The 26536-nt window shown below is 73.0% G+C and carries 27 protein-coding genes and 1 pseudogene; 14 read left to right on the top strand and 14 right to left on the bottom strand.

The annotated features are described in order from the left end of the window. The first annotated feature begins 31 nt into the window (after positions 1–31). Both BJ981_RS36275 and BJ981_RS36280 read left to right on the top strand, forming a co-directional pair. Positions 32–1249 carry an acetyl-CoA C-acetyltransferase gene (locus BJ981_RS36275; protein WP_184618025.1) on the top strand — a complete coding sequence of 406 codons (1218 nt, stop codon included), beginning with the start codon at positions 32–34 and terminating at the stop codon, positions 1247–1249. A 5-nt stretch (positions 1250–1254) separates the two neighbouring features. Continuing rightward, positions 1255–1983 carry an SDR family oxidoreductase gene (locus BJ981_RS36280; RefSeq protein WP_204070133.1) on the top strand — a complete coding sequence of 243 codons (729 nt, stop codon included), beginning with the start codon at positions 1255–1257 and terminating at the stop codon, positions 1981–1983. Positions 1984–1998: 15 nt separating this feature from the next. On the opposite strand, the gene BJ981_RS36285 is transcribed toward BJ981_RS36280, so the two are convergent. Next, complete coding sequence (locus BJ981_RS36285; protein WP_184618027.1) at positions 1999–2877, bottom strand: class I SAM-dependent methyltransferase; 879 nt, start codon at positions 2875–2877, stop codon at positions 1999–2001. Positions 2878–2924: 47 nt separating this feature from the next. On the opposite strand from BJ981_RS36285, the gene BJ981_RS36290 reads away from it, so the two are divergent. Further along, positions 2925–3497: a helix-turn-helix domain-containing protein gene (locus tag BJ981_RS36290; RefSeq protein ID WP_184618028.1), complete on the top strand. Its 573-nt coding sequence runs from the start codon at positions 2925–2927 to the stop codon at positions 3495–3497. 33 nt (positions 3498–3530) lie between these two features. Here BJ981_RS36290 and BJ981_RS36295 read toward each other — a convergent pair whose 3' ends face one another. After that, positions 3531–4130 (bottom strand): GntR family transcriptional regulator, encoded by a 600-nt coding sequence (locus tag BJ981_RS36295; protein ID WP_184618029.1) that lies wholly within the window; start codon positions 4128–4130, stop codon positions 3531–3533. Between the two features lie 71 nt (positions 4131–4201). Between BJ981_RS36295 and aceE the strand changes: the two genes are divergently transcribed. Next, positions 4202–6661: a pyruvate dehydrogenase (acetyl-transferring), homodimeric type gene (gene aceE, locus BJ981_RS36300; RefSeq protein ID WP_239139077.1), complete on the top strand. Its 2460-nt coding sequence runs from the start codon at positions 4202–4204 to the stop codon at positions 6659–6661. Between the two features lie 20 nt (positions 6662–6681). Here the strand turns inward: aceE and BJ981_RS36305 are convergent, their stop codons facing one another. Next, complete coding sequence (locus BJ981_RS36305; RefSeq protein ID WP_204070106.1) at positions 6682–9543, bottom strand: BTAD domain-containing putative transcriptional regulator; 2862 nt, start codon at positions 9541–9543, stop codon at positions 6682–6684. A gap of 265 nt (positions 9544–9808) precedes the next feature. Here BJ981_RS36305 and BJ981_RS36310 point away from each other — a divergent pair, with 265 nt between their 5' ends. Further along, entirely contained in the window at positions 9809–9958 is a 150-nt protein-coding gene (locus BJ981_RS36310; protein WP_184618031.1) for a hypothetical protein, read from the top strand. A 150-nt stretch (positions 9959–10108) separates the two neighbouring features. On the opposite strand, the gene BJ981_RS36315 is transcribed toward BJ981_RS36310, so the two are convergent. From BJ981_RS36315 to BJ981_RS36345, 7 genes are all read right to left on the bottom strand, one after another. Further along, positions 10109–11254 (bottom strand): carbohydrate-binding protein, encoded by a 1146-nt coding sequence (locus tag BJ981_RS36315; protein ID WP_184618032.1) that lies wholly within the window; start codon positions 11252–11254, stop codon positions 10109–10111. A gap of 165 nt (positions 11255–11419) precedes the next feature. Beyond that, a complete protein-coding gene (locus BJ981_RS36320; RefSeq protein WP_184618033.1) occupies positions 11420–12265 on the bottom strand; it encodes an ABC transporter permease in 846 nt (281 codons plus the stop codon). Next, a complete protein-coding gene (locus BJ981_RS36325) occupies positions 12262–13188 on the bottom strand; it encodes an ABC transporter ATP-binding protein (RefSeq protein ID WP_184618034.1) in 927 nt (308 codons plus the stop codon). Before BJ981_RS36325 ends, BJ981_RS36320 begins: the two co-directional genes overlap by 4 nt. A 242-nt stretch (positions 13189–13430) precedes the next feature. Next, positions 13431–13664 (bottom strand): helix-turn-helix domain-containing protein, encoded by a 234-nt coding sequence (locus tag BJ981_RS36330; RefSeq protein ID WP_184618035.1) that lies wholly within the window; start codon positions 13662–13664, stop codon positions 13431–13433. Between the two features lie 146 nt (positions 13665–13810). Continuing rightward, positions 13811–14137 (bottom strand): DUF1048 domain-containing protein, encoded by a 327-nt coding sequence (locus BJ981_RS36335; RefSeq protein WP_184618036.1) that lies wholly within the window; start codon positions 14135–14137, stop codon positions 13811–13813. A 1-nt stretch (position 14138) separates the two neighbouring features. Beyond that, the gene (locus BJ981_RS36340; RefSeq protein ID WP_184618037.1) at positions 14139–14495 is read right to left on the bottom strand and encodes a DUF1048 domain-containing protein; all 357 of its coding nucleotides are present in this window, start codon (positions 14493–14495) and stop codon (positions 14139–14141) included. Beyond that, complete coding sequence (locus BJ981_RS36345) at positions 14492–14818, bottom strand: PadR family transcriptional regulator (protein WP_184618038.1); 327 nt, start codon at positions 14816–14818, stop codon at positions 14492–14494. Before BJ981_RS36345 ends, BJ981_RS36340 begins: the two co-directional genes overlap by 4 nt. A 409-nt stretch (positions 14819–15227) precedes the next feature. Between BJ981_RS36345 and rox the strand changes: the two genes are divergently transcribed. Then, positions 15228–16652, top strand: a complete 1425-nt coding sequence (gene rox, locus BJ981_RS36350) for a rifampin monooxygenase (RefSeq protein WP_204070134.1) — start codon at positions 15228–15230, stop codon at positions 16650–16652. Between the two features lie 98 nt (positions 16653–16750). On the opposite strand, the gene BJ981_RS36355 is transcribed toward rox, so the two are convergent. Both BJ981_RS36355 and BJ981_RS36360 read right to left on the bottom strand, forming a co-directional pair. Next, a complete protein-coding gene (locus BJ981_RS36355) occupies positions 16751–17719 on the bottom strand; it encodes a pyridoxal-phosphate dependent enzyme (protein WP_184618040.1) in 969 nt (322 codons plus the stop codon). Between the two features lie 85 nt (positions 17720–17804). Then, positions 17805–18926: a calcium:cation antiporter gene (locus tag BJ981_RS36360; protein WP_204070109.1), complete on the bottom strand. Its 1122-nt coding sequence runs from the start codon at positions 18924–18926 to the stop codon at positions 17805–17807. 334 nt (positions 18927–19260) lie between these two features. Here BJ981_RS36360 and BJ981_RS36365 point away from each other — a divergent pair, with 334 nt between their 5' ends. The 7 genes and pseudogenes from BJ981_RS36365 to BJ981_RS39745 form a co-directional block, all read left to right on the top strand. After that, the gene (locus BJ981_RS36365; RefSeq protein WP_184618041.1) at positions 19261–20313 is read left to right on the top strand and encodes a HAMP domain-containing sensor histidine kinase; all 1053 of its coding nucleotides are present in this window, start codon (positions 19261–19263) and stop codon (positions 20311–20313) included. Then, positions 20310–20981, top strand: a complete 672-nt coding sequence (locus tag BJ981_RS36370; protein WP_184618042.1) for a response regulator — start codon at positions 20310–20312, stop codon at positions 20979–20981. The genes BJ981_RS36365 and BJ981_RS36370 overlap by 4 nt, the downstream gene beginning before the upstream one ends. 70 nt (positions 20982–21051) lie before the next feature. Continuing rightward, a complete protein-coding gene (locus BJ981_RS36375) occupies positions 21052–21486 on the top strand; it encodes a helix-turn-helix transcriptional regulator (protein ID WP_239139078.1) in 435 nt (144 codons plus the stop codon). Positions 21487–21490: 4 nt separating this feature from the next. After that, positions 21491–21952, top strand: a complete 462-nt coding sequence (locus BJ981_RS36380) for a response regulator (protein WP_184618043.1) — start codon at positions 21491–21493, stop codon at positions 21950–21952. A 20-nt stretch (positions 21953–21972) separates the two neighbouring features. Then, positions 21973–22302: a hypothetical protein gene (locus BJ981_RS36385; protein WP_184618044.1), complete on the top strand. Its 330-nt coding sequence runs from the start codon at positions 21973–21975 to the stop codon at positions 22300–22302. Positions 22303–22446: 144 nt separating this feature from the next. Beyond that, positions 22447–23589 (top strand): serine hydrolase domain-containing protein, encoded by a 1143-nt coding sequence (locus tag BJ981_RS36390; protein ID WP_184618045.1) that lies wholly within the window; start codon positions 22447–22449, stop codon positions 23587–23589. A gap of 74 nt (positions 23590–23663) precedes the next feature. Next, positions 23664–23864 (top strand): annotated as a pseudogene (locus BJ981_RS39745) (DUF4158 domain-containing protein); the annotation flags it as partial. A gap of 127 nt (positions 23865–23991) precedes the next feature. Here BJ981_RS39745 and BJ981_RS36400 read toward each other — a convergent pair. Further along, complete coding sequence (locus BJ981_RS36400; RefSeq protein ID WP_239139079.1) at positions 23992–25206, bottom strand: carbohydrate-binding protein; 1215 nt, start codon at positions 25204–25206, stop codon at positions 23992–23994. A gap of 226 nt (positions 25207–25432) precedes the next feature. Between BJ981_RS36400 and BJ981_RS37625 the strand changes: the two genes are divergently transcribed. Further along, a complete protein-coding gene (locus BJ981_RS37625) occupies positions 25433–25774 on the top strand; it encodes a hypothetical protein (protein ID WP_204070110.1) in 342 nt (113 codons plus the stop codon). 56 nt (positions 25775–25830) lie between these two features. Here the strand turns inward: BJ981_RS37625 and BJ981_RS36410 are convergent, their stop codons facing one another. Then, entirely contained in the window at positions 25831–26511 is a 681-nt protein-coding gene (locus tag BJ981_RS36410) for a response regulator (RefSeq protein WP_184618157.1), read from the bottom strand. Positions 26512–26536: the final 25 nt, after the last annotated feature.

Here is a 26536-nt window from a genome sequence, read left to right on the forward strand (position 1 = left end):
ACGATCCGGTGACACACGAAGGAGAACACCCATGCCGGAAGCAGTGATCGTCGCGGCCGCGCGGTCGCCGATCGGACGCGCGCGCAAGGGGGCGCTGGCCGCGATGCGGCCCGACGACCTCGCCGTCCAGATGGTCGAGGCGGCGCTGGCCAAGGTGCCCGGGCTGGACCGGCACGACATCGACGACCTGATGCTCGGATGCGCCCAGCCGGCCGGGGAGTCGGGCCACAACCTGGCGCGCGCGGTGGCGGTGCTGGCCGGCATGGACCACCTGCCCGGTGTGACGGTCAACCGCTACTGCTCCTCCAGCCTGCAGACCACCCGCATGGCCTTCCACGCCATCAGGGCCGGCGAAGGCGAGGTGTTCGTCTCCGCGGGCGTGGAGACGGTCAGCCGCTACGGCCAAGGCGTGGCCGACGACCTGCCCGGCACGCACAACCCGCGCCTGGCCGCCGCCGAACGCCGCACCCGGGACCGGATCGACGAGGCGGGCCCCTGGACCGACCCCCGCGGGACGGGCGCGCCGCCCGACCTCTACATCACCATGGGTCAGACCGCCGAGAACGTCGCCCAGCACGCCGAGGTGTCGCGGCGCGACCAGGACGCCTTCGCCGTGCGCAGCCAGAACCTCGCCGAGAAGGCCATCGCCGACGGGTTCTTCGCCCGCGAGATCAGCCCGGTCACACTGCCCGACGGCACCGTGGTCACCGCCGACGACGGGCCGCGCCCGGGCGTCACCCTGGAGGCGGTGAGCGCGCTGAAGCCGGTCTTCCGCCCCGGCGGCACCGTCACGGCGGGCAACTGCTGCCCGCTCAACGACGGCGCCGCGGCCCTGGTCGTCATGAGCGACGCCAAGGCCGCCGAACTGGGCCTGACCCCGCTGGCCAGGATCGTCGCCACCGCGGTGTCGGCCCTGTCCCCGGAGATCATGGGCCTCGGCCCGGTGGACGCCTGCCGGCGGGTGCTCGCCCGCGCGGGCATGACGATCGGCGACGTCGACCTCGTCGAGATCAACGAGGCGTTCGCCGCCCAGGTGATCCCCTCGGCGCGGGCGCTCGGCGTCGGCGAGGACAAGCTCAACGTCAACGGCGGGGCCATCGCCCTCGGGCACCCCTTCGGCATGACGGGGGCCCGGATCACCGCCACGCTCATCAACGCGCTGCGCTCCCGTGACCGCCAGATCGGCCTGGAGACCATGTGCGTGGGCGGCGGCCAGGGCATGGCGATGCTCCTGGAGCGCCTGTCGTGACCACGATGACCTTCGACTACTCCGGGCAGGTCGTCCTGGTCACCGGCGGGGCGCAGGGCATCGGCCACGCGATCGGCCGGTTCTTCGCCGGCGCCGGCGCGCGGGTCCACCTGCTGGACTCCGACGGCGACGGCGTTGCCGCGGCGGCGGCCGGGATCGGCGCGGGGTGGTCCCGCTGCGACGTGAGCGACACCGCCTCGGTGGACGCCGCCGTCTCGGCCGTGGTGGAACGGCACGGACGGGTGGACGTGCTGGTCAACAACGCGGGGATCCTCAGGGACACCGTGCTGTGGAAGCTCACCGACGACGACTGGGAGCGGGTGATGGCCGTCCACGCCGGCGGCACCTTCCGCATGACCCGGGCCGTCGTGCCCCACCTGCGCGCCCGCGGCTACGGCCGGATCGTCAACGTCACCTCCTACTCCGGGCTGCGCGGCAACGTCGGCCAGGCCAACTACTCCACGGCCAAGGCGGGCATCGTCGGGTTCACCAAGACCGCGGCCAAGGAACTGGCCCGCTTCGGGATCACGGTCAACGCGGTGTCGCCGAACGCCGAGACCCGCATGATCGCCTCCATCCCGCCGCCCAAGCGGGAGGAGATGACGGCCGCCATCCCCATGGGCCGGTTCGCCGACCCCACGGAGATGTGCGCGGCCGTGGGGTTCCTGGCCTCCCGCGAGGCCGGGTACATCACCGGGGCGGTGCTGCCCGTGGACGGGGGGATGTCGATGTGACCTGCCGGGGCCGGCTCAGGGGCGGCGGGCCACCCACGCCGGTCTGGTGGCGCGGACCGTCAGGTCGGTCCGGTGCCGGACGTCGTGGGGTCCCCCGGTCTCCAGGAGGGCGTCCAGGGTGGCCAGGTCGCCGGCGTCCAGGTCGTCGCGCAGGTGGGAGCGCAGGCGGTCCAGCATGACCTGGGCGTAGCGGCCGGCGAGGCCCGGGGGCGGGGTGGTCAGGGTGAGGGTGAGGTCGCGCCGGGCCTCGACGGCGAAGCCGGCCTCCGACAGCAGCTCGCCCCAGTCGGCGCCCATGAGCGGCATGTCATGGCGGCGGCGCTCCTTCAGGGCGGCGTGGCAGCGCGCCTCCAGCCCGGGACGGCCCACGCCGAGGTCGTCGGGCAGGATCCGCGGGAAGGACTCCATCTCCAGCACGGCGAACAGCCCGCCGGGGCGCAGCGCGGCCAGCACCTCGCCGAACACCCGGCCGGGGTCGGCCAGGTGGTGCAGGGACGCCGAGGCCCACACCAGGTCGGCGGCGCCCACGGCGGGCCACCCCTCGTCCAGGTCGGCGCGGACGGCGTGGATGCGGCCGGCGAGCCCCTGCTCGCGGGCATTGCGCAGCAGGCGGTCCAGCATGGTGTCCGAGGCGTCCACGGCGGTCACCTCGGCGCCGTCGAACCGGCGCAGCAGCGCGAAGGCGCCGGAGCCGGTCCCGCTGCCGAGATCGAGGATCCGCCGCGGAGCCGGCTCGCCGGCCAGGTCCGCCAGCCAGGCGGTCATCTCCGACACCATCGGGTGCAGGATCTCGGCGTCCAGGTCCAGCATCTCCGCCAGGGCGGCGTCGTCGTGCGCGGCGCCGTGGTGGTGGCCGTGACCGGCGTGACCATGATGGTGGGTGTGGTTCGTCATGGTCCGACCCTACGAGCCGCTTGCTCGGTGGGCATACCATCTTGCGTATGACGCAAGAGGATCCCGTGGACGTCCTGGTGCGCCAGCGGATCAGGGGCATGCGGGTGGCCCTCGGCTGGTCGCTGGACGAGCTGGCCGGGCGCTGCTACATGAGCCCCTCCACGCTGAGCCGCATCGAGACCGGCCACCGGCGCATCGGCCTGGACCAGCTCACCTCCCTCGCCCGCGCCCTCGGCACCACCCTGGACCAGCTCGTCGAACCGGTCGGCGACGAGGACGTGGTGATCAAACCCCGGCACGACGAGGCGCGGGGCCGGACCTCCTGGACGCTGAGCGGTGCTTCCGGCCCGCACGGCTTCACCGTGGCGAGGATCCGCTTCACCAAGCCCGTGCGGCGCGGCGTGGACGAGATGAAGGTCCACCCCGGCAGGGACTGGTTCACCGTGCTGTCCGGGACGCTGGTGCTGCTGCTCGGCGAGCGCACCATCCGCGTCCAGGCCGGCGAGGCTGCGGAGTTCTCCACCATGATCCCCCACGCCTTCGGCTCCCACGACGGCCCGGCCGAGGTCCTCGCCATCCTCGACCACGACGGCCGGCGCACCCACCTGCTCTCCCCCTGACCGAGGCCGGGGAACGGCGGAGACCAGGTGTGATCAGTCAAGCGGGGCGTAGCCGAGAATGTGGTCGCGAAGCAGAGTCCCCGCGTCGGGGTCCCCGCGCTCGAACGCCGCCATGAGCGGCTCGTGGTCGGCGGCGTTCTCACAGAGCCGCATCCGGAACAGCCGTATCGACAGGTGCGTCCACACCTCGATGCCGAGTGACTCCCACACCGACAGGAGCACGTCGTTGCCCGAGGCTTCGACGATCTCGCGGTGGAACGCGACGCCGTGGCGTACCTGGTCGAACAGGGAGGAGGCGGCCGCGGCCTGCCGCAGGCCGGCGAGGTGGACCCGCAGCGCCTCGACGGGCGGGCGACGCAGCCGCACGGCCGTCTCCTCCAGGCCCGCCCGCACCTCGTAGATCTCGCGCAGGTCGGTCGCGGTGATCCGGCGGATCCGCGCGCCCTTGTGCGGCGAGGACTCGATGAGCCGGAGCGCCTCCAGCTCGCGCAGCGCCTCGCGCACCGGAGCCTGGCTGACGCCCAGCTCCGCCGCCATGCGCCGTTCCACCACGCGGTCACCGGGCTCCCATCGGCCGCTGATCAGGCCGTCGAGCACGGCCTGCCGGATCTGTTCACGAAGCGGGAGTCGCATGACGGGTTTCACAGTCCCATAATGCCGGACAGAAACATCCGATGATCGATCATAGGGTGTTTAATGCAGATATGGAGAAGGACATTGACCCGCAGGAGACCGCGGAATGGCTGGAATCGCTGGAGGCGGTCCGCCGGGCGGCAGGCCCCGAACGGGCCGAATACCTGCTGAAGCGGCTGGCCACGAGCAGCCGGTACATCAACACCGTGCCGACGTCGGAGGAGCCCGGCTACCCCGGTGACCTCGAACTGGAGGAGCGGATCGCGGCCTACGACCGGTGGAACGCGGCGGCGATGATCACCAGGGGCAGCCGGCTCGGCCTCGGTGGCCATCTGGCCACCTACGCCTCGGCGGCCTGGCTGTACGAGGTCGGGTTCAACCATTTCTTCCACGGCGGTCATGACCAGGTCTACTTCCAGGGCCACGCGTCCCCGGGCGTCTACGCCCGCGCGTTCCTGGAGGGACGGCTGACCGAGGGCCAACTCGACCTGTTCCGGCGCGAGCCCGAGGGCGGGCTGCCGTCGTACCCACACCCGCGCAGCATGAGCGGGTTCTGGCAGTTCCCCACGGTGTCCATGGGACTTGGGCCGCTCAACGCGATCTACCAGGCCAGGTTCAACCGCTACCTGCACAACCGCGGCATCAAGGACACCTCGCTCAGCCACGTCTGGGCCTTCCTCGGCGACGGCGAGATTGACGAGCCGGAGTCCACGGCGGCCATCACCCTGGCCGCCCGCGAAGGGCTGGACAACCTGACCTTCGTGATCAACTGCAACCTGCAGCGGCTCGATGGGCCGGTACGCGGCAACACCCGCATCGTGCAGGAGCTCGAAGGCGTCTTCAGGGGCGCGGGCTGGCACGTCGTCAAGGCCCTGTGGGGCGCCGAATGGGACGGGCTGCTCGGTTCGAACGAGCTGGTGTCCCGGCTGGGCGAGATGCCGGACGGGCAGTTCCAGACCTTCGCCACCTCGACCGGGGCCTACATCAGGCGGCATCTGTTCCACGGGCTGGACGTGCCGTACTCCGATGAGGACCTGCGGCGCGTCGTCGGCGGCTCACGGGCCGGCCACGAGCCGCGCAAGGTTCACGCCGCCTACCGCCGGGCCCTCGACCACCACGGCGCGCCGACGGTGATCCTCGTGCAGACCGTCAAGGGGTGGACGCTCGGGGCCGGCGTGGAGGCGCGCAACGCCAACCACCAGATGAAGAAACTCACCCAGGACGAGTTCCGGGCGCTGCGCGACCGGCTCGGACTGCCGGTGCCGGACGAGGCACTCGACGCGGACCTGCCGCCGTACCTGCACCCCGGGCCCGACTCGCCCGAGGTCCGCTACGTGGCCGAGCGCCGCCGCGCCCTGGGTGGGCCCATCCCCCGCCGAACCGTGTCCCACCGGCCGCTGCCGGCGCCGGCCGAGCGGCCGTTCCAGTCCCTGCAGAAGGGGTCCAAGCAGCCGGTGGCCACCACGATGGCCTTCGTCCGCCTGGTCAAGGACCTCATGAAGGACCCGGAGACCGGCCGCCGCTGGGTGCCCATCGTCCCCGACGAGGCCAGGACCTTCGGCATGGAGTCGCTGTTCCCCACCGCGAAGATCTACTCTCCGCTGGGGCAGCGTTACGAGTCGGTCGACCGGGACCTGCTGCTGTCCTACCAGGAGGCGGTCGACGGCCAGCTCCTGATCGAGGGCATCACCGAGGCGGGATCGATGGCGTCGTTCACGGCCGCCGCCTCCAGCTACGCCACCCACGGCGAGGCCATGATCCCGTTCTACATCTTCTACTCGATGTTCGGCTGGCAGCGGACCGGCGACCAGATGTGGGCGCTGGCCGACCAGCTCGGCCGCGGATTCCTGATCGGCGCCACCGCGGGACGGACCACGATGACCGGCGAAGGGCTGCAGCACGCCGACGGGCACTCCCAGTTGCTCGCCTCCGCCAATCCCGCGTGTCTCGCCTACGACCCCGCCTTCGGCTACGAGGTCGCGGAGATCGTGCGCGACGGGCTCCGGCGCATGTACGGGCCCGATGGCGAGGACGTCTTCTACTACCTCACCCTCTACAACGAGCCGCTCGCCCAGCCCGCGATGCCCCAGGGGGTGCGCGAGGGCATTCTCAAGGGCATCTACCGGTACTCCTCCGGCGGCGGCCAGGCCCATCTGCTCGCCAGCGGCACCGCGATCCACTGGGCGCTGGCCGCGCAGCGGCTGCTCCAGGAGGAGTACGGCGTGGGCGTCGACGTCTGGTCGGTCACCTCGTGGAGCGAGCTGCGCCGCGACGCGATGACCTCCTCCGGAGTGCCCTACCTCCAGCGGGCCCTGGCCGGGACCGAGGGCCCGGTGATCGCGGTCAGCGACTGGATGCGCGCCGTGCCGGATCAGATCAGCCCGTGGATCGACCGGCCGTGGACCTCCCTCGGCACCGACGGGTTCGGCCTCTCCGGCACCCGAGAGTCCGTACGCGAGCACTTCGGCGTCGACCCGCGTTCGATCGCCGACGCCGTCCTCAAGTCCGTCGAGGAGGCCGGCCGGAGATGACCGGCCCGGCGAGCGGCGGGCTAGCGGCCGTTGGCGAGGTGGTCCTGCAGGCGGGCGTGGCGGAACTGGTACACCCCGCCGGTCTGGCGCAGCACGCCGCGCCGGTGGGCGTCGTCCAGGAACCGGATCAGGCGCAGCGGCGCGCGTCCCGTCACGGCCAGCCAGACGCGCGTGAGCGCGAACGCGCCCCACGCCCGGGAGGAGGCGACGGCGAGTCCGACCGCGAGCCCGAAGAGGTGGCCGACGAGGAGCCCGAACGCGAAGGTGCTCGTGGTGGCGATCACCTGGCCGGCGACGGCCGCGCCCGCGAGCCCGTAGGTCACCGCGCCGACCCGGCCGAACAGGGAACGGCCGAGCAGGGCCGCCGCCAGGCCGGCGGGCACGGCCAGTTCGAGGTCGAAGACGCCGCCGACCACGGGGATCACCCGCACGTCGCCGCTGAAGGTGTAGGCCGTCGCGTAGAACAGGCCCAGCGTCAGCACGGTGGACAGCGTGAGCGACAGGGTGGCGGCGCGGTCCTGCCGCAGGACCGCCGAGGGGCTGGAGGCCCGCGTCGCGTCGGCCGGGGTGTCCAGCCACACGTGCGAGCCGGTCGCCAGCCCGAAGACCGCGCAGAGCATGAGCGTCACCGGCAGCGGAAGCGACCAGCCGAGCCCGAGCCCCACGCCGACCGCGAGGCCGATCGCGAACCGGCTGAGGAAGCGGACGGTGGTGCCGCGGAACCGGGTCTCGACCCGGACCGGCCCCCGCCGTCTCCCCCGCCCGCCGGCGATGACGCCGGCCAGCGCGAACGAGGCCCCGTAGACCAGCCCGGTCGCCGGTCCCGCCGCCAGGCACCCGGTGAGCCCGGACAGCAGGGCGGGCGGGAGTCCGAGGACCAGCCCCTTGGTGCGGCGCGGGAGGCCGTCGGCCAGCTCCCACCAGGCGAGATCCTGGGTGTGCCGGCGCCGCAGGTGACCGGCGAGGAAGGTCAGCCACCGCTCGGCCTGCTCGGGCCGGTATCGGGGCGCGGGGTTAGGCGGCGCGCCGGGGGCGGGCGGACGCGGCCGGTAGGCGGCGGGCAGGAAGGCGTCGAGCAGGTGTTCCTCGATCTCGGCCTGGCCGGGGAAGCGGACGGCGTCCAGCAGTTCGGCGGGGTCGCCGGTGGGGTCGGCGTAGGCGCCTCGGGTGAGGTCCACCATGAGCGGGGTGGCCAGCGCGGACGCCAGCGGGCCCTCCGGATGGGCCCGCAGGTGGTCGGCGACGGGGTTCCAGCGGTCCTCCCCGAGGCGGCGGCGGGCGGTGAGGTAGGTGATCGCCTCGTCGAGGTCCACGGGTTCGATCTCGACGACCGCCGCCCTGGCCAGGATGGCGCCGCCGTGCTGGACCGCCTTCTCGTACTCGGTGCTGCGGCAGGTCACCACGAGCGGGCGGCCGCCGGCGATCGCCTGGTCGAGCGCGTCGATCGCGAGCGCGTGCAGGCCCGGCGGGGTCTCGTCGAGGCCGTCCAGGACCGGCATGACGCGTCCGGTGCTCACCAGGCGCGCCGCGGCGTCCGGGCCGTAGGCCGTCCGGTTGGCCAGGCCCGGGTAATCCTCGACCAGCCTGCCGGCGAGCCAGGTGTGCAGGTGATCGCGGCGCGGGTTCCAGGACGACAGCGGCACCAGCACCGGTGTCGGCTCGCCCGGCTCGGGGGCCTCCAGCAGGCCGAGGGTGAGCAGGGTCGCCAGAACCGTCTTGCCCGCGCCCGGCTCGCCGAGGATCACGAGCTGACGCGCCGGAAGCCGCCGGAAGGCCGCGACCAGCTCCTCCAGATCGCCGCGCAGATCGACGCGCTCGGCCCGCGCCGCCCGCTCCTCGCCCAGCACCGCGGAGGCGGTGGCGGTGATGGGCCGGCCCGTACTGGACCAGCGCACGCGGACGGGCTTCGGCCGGTACAGGGACCGCGCGGCCTCGGCCGTCCACTGGTGGGCGACGGCCAGCGCCAGCTCACGTGCCGCCCGGTCGAGGCGGTGGTGGGCGCCGGGGGCGGCGACGCGCCCGGCGTCCTCGTCCGCGACGGGAGCCGGTGCGGGAGCCGGTTCGGGAACCGGTTCGGCGGCCGGGAGCCGCGGCACCGGTCCCGCCAGGTCGTCCTCGCCGCGCAGGATCCGCTCGTGCAGGTCGCGCAGTTCCGGTCCCGGGTCGATTCCGAGTTCCTCGGCCAGCAGCCGGCGGACGTCCTGGAACGCCGCCAGGGCGTCCGCCTGGCGGCCGGCGCGGTACAGCGCGAGCATCAGCAGGCCGCGCGGGCGCTCCTGCAACGGGAAGTCGCCGATCAGCCGGGTCAGCTCGGCGATGGCCTCGGTGCTCTGGCCGAGCTCCACGCGGATCGCCGCCAGCAGTTCCCTGGCGAGGCCGTGACGTTCCGACAGCCGCCTGCGCTCGGCCTCCGCCCGGGGCCCCTGCAGGCCGCCCAAAGGCTCACCCCGCCACAGCGCCAGCGCCGCCGTCACCCGCCGGGCCGCCGCCTCGTGGTCGCCCCGCTCGCGATGGTCCTGGGCCGCGGTCAGATGCCGTTCGAAGGCCACGACGTCCAGCTCGGACGGATCGCCGCGCACCTGGTAGCCGGCGTCGGTGGAGACCAGGATCGCCTGCGGCGCGTTCGAGGTCAGGCCCGGTTGCAGGACGCGCCGCAGGCGGCTGACGTAGGTCTGCACGGTGCTGCGCGCGTTACGCGGCGGGTCGTGCCCCCAGACCGCGTCGACCAGCGCGGTGACGGACACGGGCCTGTTCATCTCCAGCAGCAGCACCGCCAGGACCGCCTGCTGCCGGGCCCAGCCCAGGTCGATTTCCTCCTCATCCCGCCACGCTTTCAGCGGACCCAGTAACGAAAACCGAATCGTCTCCAGGGCATCCGCCACGCGACCTCCCTTGACCCCCGCCCTGAATCTACGGTAGCCCGCGCGGGGGAAGGCGAGCGGAACAATCTGCGGCGAACCCCTCTGACCAGCCACTAAGGCGCCATGAAAGCGGTACTCGCGCGGCGGGCGGCACGCTCGGAACCGTCAAAGGCCCACGCCGGCCACCGGCACGGAAAACGGCCGCACGCCGCTTCTGCAAAAGGACGGACGGCCGCCGGGGCGCCGGCCGGCCGCGCATTTCAGCCCACGCGAAAGGAAAACGAAAATGGCTTTCACAAAGAGCATCGCGGTCATGACCACGGCGGGGATTCCGGCCGCTCTGACCGGGCGGGCCGCGCCCGCCCGGGCGGGCACGCGCATCACGGCGTCCGCCCCCGCGGCACGCTGCCGGCCGGCGGCCGCGCGGCGTCCCTGACCTCCGGCCCGCCGCAGGTCGGGGAACGCGCCGCGGGCTACACCGAGACCGGCGTCCTGGTCACCACCGGCCGCACCGGCGTGCCCCGCCGGCACGAACCGTCCCCGGGCGGCCGCGGCGGCTGAGCGCTGCGGGCCCCTTCTCCACCCGTCACCACAGGGCCCACAGGCTCGGCATCCGCGGCGGCTCCCAGCCGGGCATGGAGGTGTGCTGGTAGGTGCACCGGTAGACCACGCCGTCGTAGAGCGCCAGGTCGCCGACGAAGTAGACGTGGCCGGCCTGCCAGGCGGGGATGACGCGGGGCCGCACCGTCAGGGTGTAGGTGGCGGTGCGCGTGACGGCGCCGGTGAAGGCCAGGGTGATCGGATAGGTGCCGCCGGGGACCTTCTGGCCCACCACCACCCGCACCGCGACGTAGGCGTCGCTGTCGGCCGGGCTGGGCCACCCGGTGACGGTCACGCCCTCCGGCGCGCCGGAGGAGGAGAAGGTGACCCGTTGCCTGCGGCCCTGGGTGGTCTGCAGCAGCGCCGTCGTGCTCGCCCCCTGCCCGGGGTCGACGGTCGCGGTGGCGGGCAGCAGCCGGACGGAGAAGTCGTCGGGACGCCCGTCCCGTACGGTCAGGCGCAGCACGGCGGCACGTCTGACGGTACCGGTGGCGTAGACGATGACGTTGTAGGAGCCGAACGGCAGGTTCGCCGGGGACAGCGTGATCACGCTGCTCTCGCCGCTGGTGATCGTCGCGGGCGCGATGGACACGCCGATGCCCTGGTGGGCGACGACGGCCGACAGCGCCACGGTCTGTGGCGCCGCGCCGCCCGTGGCGCTGGTCAGGGTGACGGCGCCGGAGGTCCCGCGGTCGACGGTGGGCGCCGGGTCGCCGAGCGCCACGGTGAAGTCGCTGGCCGGATCGACCGGCAGGACGGTGAGGGTGTAGGTCACCGAGTGGCTGATGCCGGCCCGGGCGTCGATGGCGATCGGGTAGGTGCCCGGCGGCGTGGCGCGCGAGGTCGTGATCGCGATGGCCGAGCCGCCGCCGCTGTAGGTGTACTCGGGGGCGAAGGTCACGGTCACCCCCTCGGGCGCGCCACGGGCCGACAGGGCGATCGTCGTGCCTCCGGTGATGACGGTGCTGGTGAACGTGGTGCTCGCCACGCCCCCCTGGTCGGTGGTGCCCGAGGTCTCGGTCAGCGCGACGGTGTAGTCGGGCTCGGGCGGGGTGGCGAGCGCGGGGTCGGCGAGGCCTCCGGCCATCACCGCCGCCAGCACCACCGCGCACAGGCGGACCAGGCGCTTCACGTCACGTGCCTCCCTTCCACGTCCGCGGCGCGACCGGGCCGCACACCGCCTCCCCTCACGCTGACACCGGACACCCGCTACGGAAAGCAACAACTTCTCATATCCAGGCGTTATGGGCCCCCCGGGCGCGATCGCGGATCTCCTCGGCCCGCTCGCGCGGGCGGGTCAGCCGACCCGTCGCAGGGCGCGGTCGCGGCGGGCGGCCACGCGGGAGCCGGACTCGCGGCGGGCCATCCGCCGCAGCACCACCGGGGCGAGCAGCAGGCCGAGCGCCGCCCACGCCGTCAGGACGCCGGCGGTCTCCAGGGGCCGCCAGGACGCGCCGATCTCGACGGCGACCGCCGCGTCCGGCAGCAGGGCCGAGCGCATGCCGAGGCCCATCCAGTAGACGGGGAAGACCTGGGCGACGCCCTGCACCCAGCCGGGCAGCGCGGTGATCGGGTAGAAGACGCCGGAGATGCCGACGACGGCGAAGACGGGGAGCTGGAGCAGGCCCTGGGCGCGGACGCTGGTGAACACCGAGCCCATGATCGCCCCGAGCGGCAGCGTCGCCGCCATGCCGAGCGCCAGCACCCAGGCCAGCGTGGGCCACGCCCCGGGGCCTGTGCGCAGGCCCTCCACGATCAGCGTCGCGGGGAGCAGGAAGATGGCCAGGTCGGCGAGCAGGACGCCGGAGACCGAGATCACCTTCCCGGTGAGGTAGGCGGGCATGCCGTGCGGGGTCGCCTTGGCGCGCAGCAGGGTGCCGTCCTCGCGGTCGGCGGTGAGCTGCTGGCTCATCCCGATCATGCCGAACGCGGCGTTCATGCCGAGCACGCCGGGCAGGGCGAGCGTGCCCAGCAGGAGCCCGCCGGACCCGAAGGAGGCGTCGCGCATGAAGAACAGGACGGCCACCATCAGCCCGGGCCACACGAAGTGCGAGACCAGGTCGGCGCCGTTGGTGAAGGACTGCCGCAGCTCGATCAGCCCGCGGGACCGGCCCGCGCGCAGCGCCGTCGTGACCGGGTTCATCGGGTGGCCTCCGTGGTGTCCCGCGTGGCGGGCCCGCTGGTGGACTCGGCCTGGCGTACCAGGGTGAGGTAGGTCTGCTCCAGGGACGCCCGGTGCACCTCCAGCTCCTGGATCCGCGCGCCGTACCGGGCGAACAGGTCGCGGGCGAAGCCGGTGGAGTCGGCGGTTCTGCGGGTGAAGCGGCGCCCGTCGCGCAGCCAGCGCACCTCGTCCTCGCCGGTGATCCGCCGCGCCAGCTCGCCGGGCGTGCCGTCGGCGATGATGCGGCCGCCGTGCAGCATCAGGATGCGGTCGGCGAGCTTCTCGGCCTCGTCCAGATCGTGGGTGGTGAGCAGGACGGTGGTCTCCCGCGCGCCGGCCAGGCCGCGCACCAGGTCGTGGAACTCGCTTCTGGCCTCGGGATCGAACGAGGCGGTGGGCTCGTCGAGGAACAGCAGCTCGGGGCGGCCGACCAGGCCGATCGCCACGTCCAGCCTGCGGCGCTGGCCGCCCGACAGCGTCCTGATCTTCTTGGCCGCGTGCTCGGTGAGGCCGACCGCCCGGATCAGCTCGTCGGGGTCCCAGGGGCGGGTGATCCGGGCGGTGGAGTAGGCGGCGTAGTAGCCGCCGAGGTGGGCGAGGAACTCGCGCACGCGCCACTTGCCGTGGTCGCGCCAGGACTGCAGCACGATGCCGAGCCGGGCCCGCCACGCCTCGCCGCCGTGCGCGGGATCGCTGCCGAGCACCTCCACCCGGCCGTCGGACCGGGAGCGGAAGCCCTCCAGGATCTCGATCGTCGTCGTCTTTCCCGCGCCGTTGGGCCCGAGCAGGGCCAGCACCTCGCCGTGGTGCGCCTGGAAGGTGACGTCGCGCAGGACGTCGACGGCGCCGTAGCGCATGCGCAGCCCGTCGACGTCGAGCGCGACCTTCCCGCTCGTGGTCATGTGGTCGCCTTTCTCGGGTGGGGGCATGCCCCGCGGGGGCGCCCGGGAGGAGGGCATGACGCATCGCGGCGCGGCGTGGCGCCGGGCCGTGGTGCGACAAGGGAAGGGGATGGCGCCGCCGGGGCCGTGGAGAGCGGGTTACCGGCTCTCGTGCGCGAAGGTGCGGCGGGCGCTCGTCATCCGGCCCGCGGCCTCGGCGTGCGGGCGCTTCATGATCGCGGTGCTGTGGTGGCCGATCGCGCTCATCGTCGCCTTCGCAGCGCGACGCCCGCGGCGATGAGCCGCTTGGCGTGTTTCTTGTGGACCGCCTGGCGGGTGACGCCGAGGGCCTCGGCCACCTCGGGCCAGCTCCAGCCCTCGCGCATGGCCCGTTCGACGGCGGCGTCCTCCAGCCGGTCGGCCAGGCGGCGCAGCGCCACCACCGCCGCCAGCGCCTCGGCGGGCTCCTCGGGAACGGACGGTTCTTCTCCCGGCATGCAAGCAACCATAGTTGACTGATTCCGCGTTAGTCAACCAAGGTTGCTAAGCGTTCGGCGGCCCCGCCCGCCGGCGATGAACGCCCGGACCGGAGAAAGGGGCGTCCCGGTCGAGGAGCGCCCGCCGGCGGCGTGGGGCGCAGGTGCTACTTCTCGGCCGTGCCGGATTCCCCGCGGAGGGATTCCTGGTAGATGTCCGCGTAGGTGGGCGAGTCTTTCACCAGGTCGTCGCAGAAGGCCGCGACGTCGTCGCCGATGAGCTCCAGGACTCCCTTGCCGGCGGCGGCCCCCTCCTCGAAGAAGTCGAGGATCCCCGAGAGCAGGGTCCCGTCGGTCAGCCCGACCGGCCCGACCTTGAAGAAGTACCTCTGGATCTCCTTGTAGACGATCCGGTAGTCCCGCGGGAGCGCCTTGACCCGGGCCATGTGCGCCCGCCACTGCTTCTTGCCCTCGATGATGTCTTGGATGCCCACGTCAGCCTCCTGGCCGGCCCAATTTCCTCGCGACGTTCCTGTTCAACTGCTCGCGCCACCGGTCGCGGTAGTTCCGGGCCCCCTCACCGCCGGCCAGCGCCGCGCAGAAGCCCCCGATGTCGTCCCCGAGCACCTCGTGAACGCTCTGCCCCTCCGACGCCGTCTCTTCGAGCAGTCCCAGAGCGCCGTCGAGAATCGGCATCAGGTTTCGGCCTGTGAAGTCCCCGTAGGAAAGAAGATGAACCTTGATCTCTTCCCACGCCGCCCGGTGGTCGGCCGGCAATGCCGCGGCCCGGGCTTCGAACGTCTTCCATTCCCTGGTGAGATCGCTGCCGGTGATGGTCTCCCAGAAGTTCATCTCCCCCCCTCCTTGAGCTTGTCGATCCGCGATGAGAGGTACTCCCATTTCGCCCAGAACGTCGCGAGTTCTGCGCGCCCCGCGTCATTGAGCGCGTAGAACTTTCGCGGCGGGCCCAGCCCGGACGGTCGTTTCGTCACCTGGACGAGCCCGTTCTTCTCCAGTCGCAGCAGGATGGTGTACACCGTTCCTTCGATGACGCCGGCGAAGCCGAGTTCGTTCAGCCGGCGCGTGATGGCGTACCCGTAGGTCTCCTCGCTGCCGATGATCTCGAGCACGCAGCCCTCGAGCGTGCCCTTCAGCATCTCCGTCAGGTCGTCCATCCCGATCCTCTTCGCCGCCTCGGTACTATGTGGCACCAAGTACCACTATACGGTATCACAGGGTAGCCGTACGGGCCCCTTCGGAGCCGTGATCATGTGGCTGGAAAAGGGGTGGACGGCATGACGCTCGGGCTTGTAGCTTGCACTCGACCGTGACACCGCCCGAGGAGGTGAGACCCATGAACGCTGTATCGATGTGGGTGCTCCCCCTTTCCGTCACGGCCGGGCGATTGACGTAGGTGTCGCCGGGAGCGCCTCGCCACCAAGGCACTCCCGAAAGGCAACACCTATGCATGCTCCGCAGTTCAACGCCGAGCCGTCGCCGCACGACATGGCCGAGCCCGGCTCCGCCTCGGGCGACGTCCCCGGACTCCGCTCGCCGGACTCCGGCGCCGACCGCGCACCCCTCATGTTCGATGTGATCATCGCCGGGTGCGGGCCGACCGGCGCGATGCTGGCCGCCGAACTACGGCTGCACGACGTGCGGGTACTCGTCCTGGAGAAGGAAACCGCGCCCAAGTCGTTCGTCCGCATTGTCGGCCTGCACATTCGCAGCCTCGAGCTGATGGCGATGCGCGGCCTGCTGGATCGCCTTCTCCCGCATGGAAGACCGCGTCCGGCCGGCGGTTTCTTCGCCGCCATCGCCAAACCCGCGCCCAAGGGCCTGGACTCCGCGCACGCCTATCTGCTGGGCATCCCGCAGCCGGTCATCGAACGTCTGCTGGAAGAGCATGCGATCGAACGGGGCGCGCACGTCCGGCGCGGTTGTGCGGTGACCGGTTTCGCGCAGGACGAGGAGGGGGTGACCGTCGAGCTGGCCGGCGGGGAACGGCTGCGGTCGCGCTATCTCGTCGGCTGTGACGGCGGGCGCAGCACGGTGCGCAAACTGCTCGGCGTCGGCTTCCCCGGCGAGCCCTCGCGGAACGAGACGCTGATGGGCGAGATGGAAGTGGGTGTGCCGCAGGAGGAGATCGCCGCCAAGGTGGCCGAGGTCGGCGAGCCTCACCGGCCGTTCTGGCTCCGGCCCTTCGGCGGAGGGGTCTACAGCGTCGTGGTCCCCGCCGCGGGAGTCGGCGACCGCGCGGAACCGCCCACCCTCGAGGATTTCCGGCAGCAGCTGCGCGCCATCGCCGGAACCGATTTCGGCGTGCACTCCCCGCGCTGGCTGTCCCGCTTCGGCGATGCCACCCGGCTGGCCGAGCGGTACCGGGTCGGGCGGGTGCTGCTGGCCGGCGACGCGGCGCACATCCACCCGCCCACCGGCGGTCAGGGCCTCAACCTGGGCGTTCAGGACGCGATCAACCTCGGCTGGAAACTGGCCGCGCAGATCCGCGGCTGGGCGCCGGAAACCCTGCTGGACACCTACCAGGCCGAACGTCATCCGGTCGCCGCGGACGTGCTGGACAACACCCGCGCCCAGATGGAGCTGCTGTCCCCCGAACCGGGCCCGCGGGCCGTGCGCAGGCTGCTCACCGAACTGATGGACTTCGAGGAGGTGAACCGCCACCTGATCGAGAAGATCACCGCGATCGGCATCCGCTACGACTTCGGCGAGGGCCCCGACCTGCTCGGCCGCCGCCTGCCCGACATCGACGTGAAACAGGGCCGCCTCTACGGTCTGCTGCATCGCGGCCGCGGCCTGCTGCTGGACCGCACCGAACGCCTGACCGCCGGCCGCTGGTCGGACCGGGTCGACCACCTCGCGGACCCCACCGCGGTGCTGGATGTCCCGTGCGTCCTGCTACGCCCCGACGGCCACGTCGCCTGGATCGGCGACGATCAGCAGGACCTGGACGACCACCTCTCCCGCTGGTTCGGCACGCCCGCCGACTGATCCGGCCACCGTGGTGCGCCCGCCGGCCGAGCGGCCGCACCGGCCCCGCCCGTCGCCTGGAGCGCCGCGAACCCGCCCGCCGTGGCGGCGGGCGGGGGTCAGTCGCCGAGGAGTTCGCGGAACCTGCGGGCGTCGATGTTGCCGCCGGAGGCGATGACGCCGACCCGGCGCGGGAGGGGGCCGGCGCGCCCGGCCATGAGGGCGGCCAGCGCGGTCGCGCCGCTGGGTTCCAGGACGACCTTCAGGCGTTCGAAGGCGAAACGCATGGCCTGGACGATCTCCTCCTCGCCGGCGAGCGCGACCGCGTCGACCAGGCCGCGGTTGACGGCGAAGGTGATCTCGCCGGGGGTGGCCAGCGCCTGGCCGTCGGCGATGGTGCGGGGCACGGGGATGGTGACGCGCTCCCCGCTCTCCAGGGAGCGCTTGGTGTCGTCGCCGTTCTCCGGTTCCACGCCGATGAGCCGGATCGCGGGGTGCAGCGCCCGGGCCGTGATCGCGCTGCCGGCCATGAGGCCGCCCCCGCCGACGGGCACGACGAGGGCGCCGAGCTCCCCGGTCTCCTGGAGCAGTTCCAGGGCGGCGGTGCCCTGGCCGGCGATGACGTCCGGGTGGTCGTAGGGCGGGATGAGCGCCAGGCCGTGCTCCTCGGCCAGGGCGCGGCAGAGCGCGGCGCGGTCCTCGGTGTAGCGGTCGTAGGTGACGATCCGCGCGCCGTAGGCGGCGGTGGCCGCCGTCTTGGAGCGGGGGGCGTCCGCGGGCATCAGGATGACGGCGCTCGTGCCGAGCTCGCGGGCGGCCAGCGCCGTGGCCTGGGCGTGGTTGCCCGAGGAGTAGGCGGCGATGCCTCTGGCCAGTCGCTCGGGGGCGAGCCGGGCGGCGGCGTTGTAGGCGCCGCGGAACTTGAAGGCGCCGGCGCGCTGGAAGTTCTCGCACTTGACGAACACCTCGGCGCCGACCAGGGCGTTCAGCGTGCGCGAGGTGAGGACGGGGGTGCGGTGCGCGACGCCCTCCAGGCGGGCGGCCGCCGCGCGGACGTCGTCGAACGACACGGGCGAAGCGGTGGCCATGGCGTGTCCTCCCCGGCCCTTCACTCGGAGCGGTCCCCGGGCGCATCGCCCGGGGGAGGCCGAGCATATCTTTCGTGGCGCGGCGTCAGGGGTTGGCGGCGAGGAACAGGTAGGCGGCGCACAGCACGAGGTGGACGGCGGCCTGGAGCAGGGTGGAGCGGCCGGGCATGACGGTGAGGATGCCGACCCCGGCGGTGAGGGCCAGCAGCACGATCTGGGTGGCGCCGAGGCCGAGCACGAGCGGGCCCGACAGCCAGATCGAGGCCACGGCGATGGCCGGGATGGTCAGGCCGATGCTGGCCATGGCCGAGCCGAGGGCCAGATTGAGGCTGATCTGGGTACGGTTGCGGCGGGCGTTGCGCGCGGCGGCCAGGGTCTCCGGCAGCAGGACCAGCAGCGCGATGACCACGCCGACCACCGATTGCGGCAACCCGGCGGCGGCGACGCTGTGCTCGATCGTGCCGGACTCCACCTTGGCCAGGCCGACGACCGCGGCCAGGGCCGCCAGCAGCAGCACGAGGCTGATCATGGCGGTGCGGTTGGACGGGCTGGCCGCGTGGGTGTCGTCCTCCTCCCCGTCTCGGGACTCGCGGGCGCCGGGGGCGAGGAAGTAGTCGCGATGGCGCACGTTCTGCACGAAGACGAACAGCGCGTACAGGATGAGGGAGGCGAACGCGGCGAAGGCGAGCTGCGGGGTGGAGAACTCCGGGCCCCGGGCGCTGGTGGTGAAGGTGGGGAGCACCAGGCTGAGCGTCGCCAGCGTGATCACGGTGGTGAGCGCCGCGCCCGTGCCTTCGGCGTTGAAGCGGGCGGTGCGGGTGCGCAGGGCGGCGACCAGCAGCGACAGTCCCACGATGCCGTTACAGGTGATCATGACGGCGGCGAAGACGGTGTCCCTGGCCAGGGAGGCGGTGGCCGGCCCGCCGCTGACCATCAAGGTGATGATGAGGCCGACCTCGATGACGGTGACGGCCACGGCCAGGATCAGCGAGCCGAACGGCTCCCCCACCCGGTGCGCGACCACCTCGGCGTGGTGGACCGCGGCCAGCACCGCGGCCGCCAGCAGCCCCACCACGACGACCTCGACGGGGACGGGCAGCTCGCGTCCCCACACCCCGATCAGCATGGCCACGGCCACGATGGGCACGATTCTGGCGACCATCGCCAGGGGTGAGCCGGTGACCGTGGCGGCCGGTGGGGCGTTCACCAAAGAACCTCCGTCGATATGTCGATATGTGGTGCGTGGTGGCCGGGGTGGCCGGCCCGCCGGTCCGGGCCCGCCGTCCTGCCACGGCCGGTCGTCCCGCCCGGCCCCCGCCCGGCGCGGCCCCTTTTCGCCGGGCCGCCGCGGGCGGCGTCATCTGGTGGGGATCCCCGTCGTCCAGTCTCTCGCCCGCCACCGGAGCCCCGCCATCGGTGCCGGCACCCATTTTCGCTGGTGGTGACCCTGTAGACCGGGACGGCGCGTGCGGGTGGCGTGCCGCGCGGATGAGGGGGGACGCCGATGGACGCCGCGCGCCCGGGTCCGGCAGGCTGGAGGCATGACCGCTGCAGCCAGCCGCCACGCCGGGCCGGGAAGGGACGCGCGCGAGCGCGCCCGTCCGATGGCCTCGGCGCTGCTCGGGCGGATCATGCTGATCAACGGGCTGGTGTTCGCCGCCGGGCTGACGTTCCTGGCGGTGTCCCCGGCGACGATCTCCTCCCCTGTGCTGCTCACCGAGGTGCCCGTCCTGGCGGCCGGGCTCGCGCTGATGCTGGGCGCCAACGCGCTGCTGCTGCGCCGCGGCCTGGCGCCGCTGACCGCGCTGACCGCGCTGATGGAACGGGTGGACCTGCTGCGTCCCTCGGCGCGCTGCACCGAGCCGGGCGGCGGCGAGCTCGGCGCCCTGGTCGGGACGTTCAACGCCATGCTCGACCGGCTGGAGGCCGAGCGCAGCACCAGCAGCGCCCATGCCCTGGCCGCCCAGGAGGCCGAGCGGCAGCGCATCGCCCGCGAGCTGCACGACGAGATCGGCCAGAGCCTGACCGTGGTGCTGCTCGGCCTCAAGCGCGGCGTGGACCGGGCGCCGGAGGATCTGCGCGAGGACCTGCGCACGGTGCAGGAGACCGTCCGCGCCAGCCTGGACGAGGTGCGCCGCATCGCCCGCCGTCTGCGGCCCGGCGTGCTGGACGATCTCGGCCTCCGGGCCGCGATGAACGCGTTGATGAGCGAGTTCTCCGAGGTCAGCGGCGTGCCGGTCACCCGTCTGCTGGACGCGCGGCTGCCCGGGCTGGGCGGGGAGGCCGAGCTGGTGATCTACCGCATCGCCCAGGAGGGCCTGACCAACGTGGCGCGCCACGCCCGCGCCTCCCGCGTGGAGGTCTCCCTGCGCGCCGAGGGCGAGGGCGCGGTGGTGCTGCGCATCGCCGACGACGGGCGCGGCGGGCCGATCCGCGAGGGCACCGGCGTCCGCGGCATGCGCGAGCGCGCGCTGCTCATCGGCGCCGACCTGACCATCGGCGAGCGGCCGGGCGGCGGCACCGAGGTGCGGCTCACCGTGCCCGCCCCGGGCCCCGCGCGCGCCGTCCCCTCCTCGTCGCGGGAGGCGACATGACCAGCGGCCGCCCGACCCGGATCCTGCTCGCCGACGACCACGCGCTGGTCCGGCACGGGCTGCGCATGATCCTGGACGCCGAGCCCGACCTGACCGTGGTGGCCGAGGCGGGCGACGGCGCCGAGGCGGTCGAGCTGGCCACCCGCTCCGGGGCGGACCCCGGCGTGGACCTGGCGATCCTGGACATCGCCATGCCGCGCATGACCGGCATCCAGGCCGCCCGCGAGATCTCCCGCCGGGCGCCGGGCATCCGCCTGCTCATGCTGTCGATGTACGACAACGAGCAGTACCTGTTCGAGTCGCTGAAGGCGGGCGCCTGCGGATACGTGCTCAAGTCGGTCGCCGACCGCGACCTGCTGGAGGCCTGCCGGGCCGCCATGCGCGGCGAGCCGTTCCTCTACCCGGGCGCGGTGACCGCGCTGATCCGCGACTACCTGCTGCGCCACCGGCAGGGCGAGCCGGCGCCCGAGTCCGTGCTGACCCCGCGCGAGGAGGAGATCGTCAAGCTCATCGCCGAGGGCAACTCCAGCAAGCAGATCGCCGACATGCTGGTGATCAGCGTCAAGACGGTGGAACGGCACCGCGCCAACGTCCTGGCCAAGCTCGGCCTGCGCGACCGTCTGGAGCTCACCCGCCACGCCATCCGCGCGGGCCTGATCGAGCCGTGACCCCCGCCTCGCACGCGTCACACGAACGACTAGTGACGAGATACGATTCAGGAAGTATTATTCGGTAGTCGTGTATCGTGCATTGCTGTTCCGGTCACAGGGGCCGGAGTCGCGGGCGAAGGAGGAGGCCGTGGAACTCGCCGGGCAATTGACCCGCAACGGGACGGAGAACGCAGCCGACCACAAGAGCTGGACCTTCCTCACCAACCACGCCCGGGTGCTGGTCGAGATCGCCCGCTCCCCCGACGCGCGCCTGCGCGACATCGCCGCCGGCATCGGCATCACCGAGCGTGCCGCCCAGACCATCGTGACCGACCTGGAGGAGGCCGGCTACCTCACCCGCACCCGGGTGGGACGGCGCAACCACTACAGCGTCGACGCCAGCCGCCCGTTCCGCCACCCGGCGGAGGCCGACCACCGCGTCGCGGGGCTGCTGGCGATGTTCACCAGTCACGACGAGGTCCGCCCGGCCGACCAGCCGTCGCGCCACCACGGCGAGGTGTGAGCCGATGAGCCAGACCCGGCGGGCGTTGTCCCTGCTGGTCGTGGAAGACGACCCCGGCGATCAGCTGCTGATCCGCGAAGCCCTGGCCCACCACGCCCTGACCCCTTCCCCCGAGGTGGTCGTGGTGGCGGACGGGGAGCAGGCCCTGAGCTACCTGAACCGGAACGCGGACTACGCCGGCGCCTCCCGTCCCGACCTGGTGCTGCTCGACCTGAACCTGCCCAAATGCGACGGGCGCACGGTACTGGCGCACATCAAGTCCGACCCCGCGCTGCGCACGATCCCCGTGATCGTCCTGACCACCTCGGGCCTGGAGGAGGACATCACCGCCTCCTACCAGCTGCACGCCAACGCCTACGTCACCAAGCCGGTCGACTTCACCGGCCTGACCGCCACCGTCCAGCACATCAACGCGTTCTTCTCCCGCACCGCCCATCTGCCCGGCCTGGACCTGCCGGCCGCCTGATCAGCCCAGCGGAGACTGTCGTGATGCCCTGCCTGGCCGCCCCCTCCCCCTCGATCGACGCGATCCGCCTCGAGCTCACCCGCGCCGGCTACCTCGTCGACGCGGCCGCCGGCGCCATCGAGTCCGACGTGCGGCTCCATGACGATCCGGCCCGCGGAGTGGTGGTGAGCTGGCAGACCGCCGCCCTGCGCACCCGCAACCCGGCCGCCCACCGGCTGGTACGGGAAGCGGTCCACCTGGCGCTGCTGACCGTGCTCACCGGCGCCGGCTACTCGGCCGTCTCCGACCGCGACACCGGCGAGATCCTCGTCACCTGCCCCCAGGAGGCCCTCGCGGGGCAGGCCGCCTGACCACGTCCACCGCCGCGCGCGCCGGTAAATCGCTGGAGCGGGCCGCCGTGCGCCGCGTAGCCTGTCCCGGTCACAACGCCGGTGACGGTGCCGGTCAGGTGCCGTGCGCGGATCCGCCGCCGGCACGAGCAAGGAGATCGGGACGTGGAGCACAACGGCTGGGCCGACGAAGGCTTCGGAGCCGTGGCGGAGGCGTTCGCCGCGAACTTCGCCGACCCCGGCGAGCTGGGCGCGGCCGTCACCGTCTACGCGGGCGGGCGCAAGGTCGTCGAACTGTGGGGCGGCGTCGCCGACGCGCGCACCGGCCGCGCCTTCGAGCGTGACACCGTCGTCCCGGTCTTCTCCTGCGCCAAGGGCATCGTGAGCGTCTGCGCCCACCTGCTCGCCCAGCAAGGACGGCTGGACCTGGACGCCCCCGTGGCCCGCTACTGGCCGGAGTTCGCCGCCGCGGGCAAGGAGGCCATCACCACGCGCATGGTGCTCGGCCACCGCGCCGGGCTGCCCGTGCTGGACCGGACATTGTCCTTCGAGGAGGTGCTGGCCTGGACGCCCGTGGTGCGCGCGATCGAGGAGCAGCGCCCGCTGTGGGAGCCGGGCACGGCCTACGAGTACCACGCGCACGTCTTCGGCTTCCTGGTCGGCGAGGTGATCCGCCGGATCACCGGCCTCACCCCCGGCGCCTACTTCCGCCGCGCGTTCGGCGACGCGCTCGGGCTGCGGGCCTGGATCGGCCTGCCGGCGCGGGAGTCGAGCCACCTGGCCCGGCTGGCCGAGGCCGAGGGACGGCCCCCGATGCCGCCCGCCGAGTCGCTGATCATGCGCATGGTGACGATGAACGGCGCCTTCGCCTTCCCCGGCCTGGAGGAGCCACGCGGGTGGAACGACCCGGCGCTGCTCGGCGCCGAGATCCCCGGGGCGGGCGCGGTGGCCTCGGCGAGCGGCCTGGCCGGGGTGTACGCCGCGGCCGTGACCGGGATCGACGGCACGGCTCCGCTGCTCACCCGCGACACCCTCACCGGCGCGGTCGGCGAGGTCTCCTCCGGGAAGACCTGGTCGGGCATGGACGCCGGCCAGCGCTGGGGCTCGGGCTTCCTGCTGGACTGCGCGTTCCGTCCCCTGCTGGGCCCGCGCGGCTTCGGCAACGACGGCGCGGGCGGCCAGTTCGCGTTCGGCGACGACGAGTTCGGGGTGGGCTTCGCCTATGTCGCCAACCGCATGGTCGGCTACGGAGACGCACGCGCCACCCGCCTGGTCGCGGCGGTGCGCGCCTGCGTCACCGGCGGCTGACCGCGCGGGGAAAAGGACGCGCGTCCATGCGGCCGGAGCGGGCTGCACGGCTTCGGGGGGGTTGAACTGGGCGGGTGAGGCGCGTTGGCGACCCGGGTGCTCACCGACGAAGAGACCAGGCGCGACTGCGGTCGTTCCCGGAGATCGGCCGCGAGGAGCTGATCCGGTTCTTCACGTTGACGGCGGCGGACGTGGAGTTCATCGATCCAGGCCGGGGGCGGGGACCAGCCGATCGCCTCGGGCTTGCCGTCCAGTTGCGCACCCTGCCCTGGCTGGGTTCCGTCCCCCCAGGTCTGCCTGGGATACAGCATCGTCGGTCAGAGTGCTCACGTGCCGGCAGGCCCCGCCTCCGCTGGCGTTCACGTGGGACGTTCACGGAAGCGGAGCCCGCAGGGGATCGGGTCAGGCGGTCGCCCACAGAGCGGGAACGTTCGGCGGCTCCCAGCCCTGGAGGGCGGTGTGCGGCTGCAGGCAGCGGTAGGTCACGCCGTTGTAGGTCACGACGTCACCGGCCTTGTACGCCGTACCGGCCGCCCACGACCCACTGGGCGGGTCGGTGGGGCCGGAGGTGGGGCTGGGGCCGGGGCCGCTGCCGGTGGTCTTCAGCGTCAGGCCGTAGACCGAGAGGATCTCGTTGACGGGCTGGAAGTAGGTCGTGCCGCCCGAGGAGCAGTTGCCCGACCCGCCGGAGGTCACGCCCTGCGCCTGGTTGCCGGAGATGAACGAACCGCCGGAGTCACCGGGCTCGGCGCACACGTTGGTACGGGTGACCTCGTACACGGTGCCCTGGGAGTAGGTGACGCTGCTGTTGCGCTGCTGGACGCTGCCGCAGTGCCAGCCGGTGGTGGAGCCGGAGCGGCAGATCGAGGCGCCCTCGACCGCCACCGTCGAGCCGGCGACCTGCAGGTTGCCGCCGTTCTGGTTCACCCACGGCTGCGGGGTCCAGTTGGAGTTCGTCGCGATCCACGAGTAGTCGTTGGTCGGGAAGGACGAACCCTGGAAGGTGCCCTGGGCGACGCGGTTGGAGCCGGTGGTCGTGGCGCCGGCCGAGCCGCAGTGGCCGGCGCTGACGAAGCCGCCCTGGGTGCCGCGGGTGGCCGGGAAGCCGATCGAGCAGCGGCTGCCGCTGCCGATGTAGTAGGCGTCGCCGCCGCGCAGGTCGTAGAACGTCTGCGGAGTCTCGTTCGACACCTCGACGCGCACGGCGCTCCGGTCGGCGCCACTGGCCGCGATGAAGGCCTCGGCGTCGGCGGGCTTGGAGGCCTGCACGACGACGCTGTTGGTCCGCACGTCGACGTACCACACCGGCGCCGACCTCGTGGCGGTCTTGGCGCTGGCCTTGTCGAGGGCGTCCTTGGCGGCGTTCAGGGAGGCCAGGCTGTGCTTGACCACCTTGACCTGGACGCCGGCACCGCTCACCTGCGACGTCGCCGAAGCGTCGCTGGTGGCGACCGTGAGGGTGGAGGAGGTCGGGCCGCTCAGCCAGGAGCCCGCGAAGCCCCCGCCGAGCTGCTTGCGGATCTTGGCCTCGACGTTCGTCAGGCGGGACTCGTTGAGCAGGCGCGACTCGGCCTGCGCGGCGGTGAGTCCGAGGTCCCGCTGGAGAGCCTGGACCATACCCGGCGGGGGCTTGATTGAGGCGTTTGCGGACTGGTCCGAAATTTTGGGTTCTGCACCGGCCGGAGAGACCAGCAGGGCCAGCACGCCGGCGGCGAGAACGCATGCGGCGGTGACCGCGCGGTTTCGGAGCATGGGTACTCCTAGAAGGTTGGGGGATGCGCCGCCACCGTAGCCCGCCGACCCGTTGCAAGCGGAACTATCGTTTCGGTCCTATCGCGACATTATGGAACCGTCCCAAAATAGGGTCTTCGGACTAGCCGTTCCGCGTAGGCCCGGCCGACGCGCCAGGGGCGCGCGCTTCTCCTACGCCGAGCGCGAGGCGGGCGGGCGGCTGCTGGAGCGCTGCCTGGGCCAGGGGCTGCGCGCGCGGGTCTGCGGCCCGGAGCGGGGTGGGCTCGCGGCGCGGGTGCGGCGCGAGCGGCTGGCGCCCTACCAGGCCGTGATCGGCTCGCGGGAGGCCGCCGCCGAGGAGGTGGCGCTGCGCCTGCGCGACGGCCGCCGCCTGCCCGCCCATGCGGGGAGGTGCTCGCCCGCATCGGCCGGCTCGTCGGCGCCCGTACCCTAACTGTGGGACGTGCCCGCCTGACCGGGACGCCGCCGGTGATCCCGCCGGGGCGGAGGTCAGCCGCCGCGTGAGCGGGGCACCACCAGGCCGGTCTCGTAGGCGGCCACCACCGCCTGGGTCCTGTCGCGCAGGCCGAGCTTGGCGAGCACGCGGCTGACGTGGGTCTTGACGGTCTCCTCGGTGACGGTCAGCCGGGCGGCGACCTCCGGGTTGGACAGGCCCTCGGCGACCAGGCGCAGCACCTCGGTCTCGCGCGGGGTCAGCGCCGCGAGCGCCGCCGGGGAGGACGGCCCCGCGCCGGGGCGCAGGCGGGCGAACTCGCCGATCAGGCGGCGGGTGACCGCCGGGGCCAGCAGCGCCTCCCCGGCCGCGATGACGCGCACGGCGTCGAACAGCCGCTCGGCGGTGACGTCCTTGAGCAGGAACCCGCTGGCCCCGGCGCGCAGCGCGTCGTAGACGTACTCGTCCAGGTCGAAGGTGGTGAGGATGAGCACGCGCGGCCCGCCGCCGCCCGCGGCGGCCAGGCGGCGGGTGGCCTCGATGCCGTCCATGACCGGCATGCGCACGTCCATGAGCACCACATCCGGCGCCACCTGCTCGCACAGGCGCACGGCCTCGGCGCCGTCGGCGGCGGTCCCGGCCACCTCGAAGTCCACCTGGGTGGCCAGCAGCCCGGCGAACCCGCTCCGCACCACGGCGTGATCATCGGCGACCACGACCCGCACGGCACCCGGCATCCTCATCCCCCCTCCCGGCGACATC

The organism is Sphaerisporangium krabiense, assembly GCF_014200435.1.
GTDB classification, from domain to species: Bacteria; Actinomycetota; Actinomycetes; order Streptosporangiales; family Streptosporangiaceae; genus Sphaerisporangium; species Sphaerisporangium krabiense.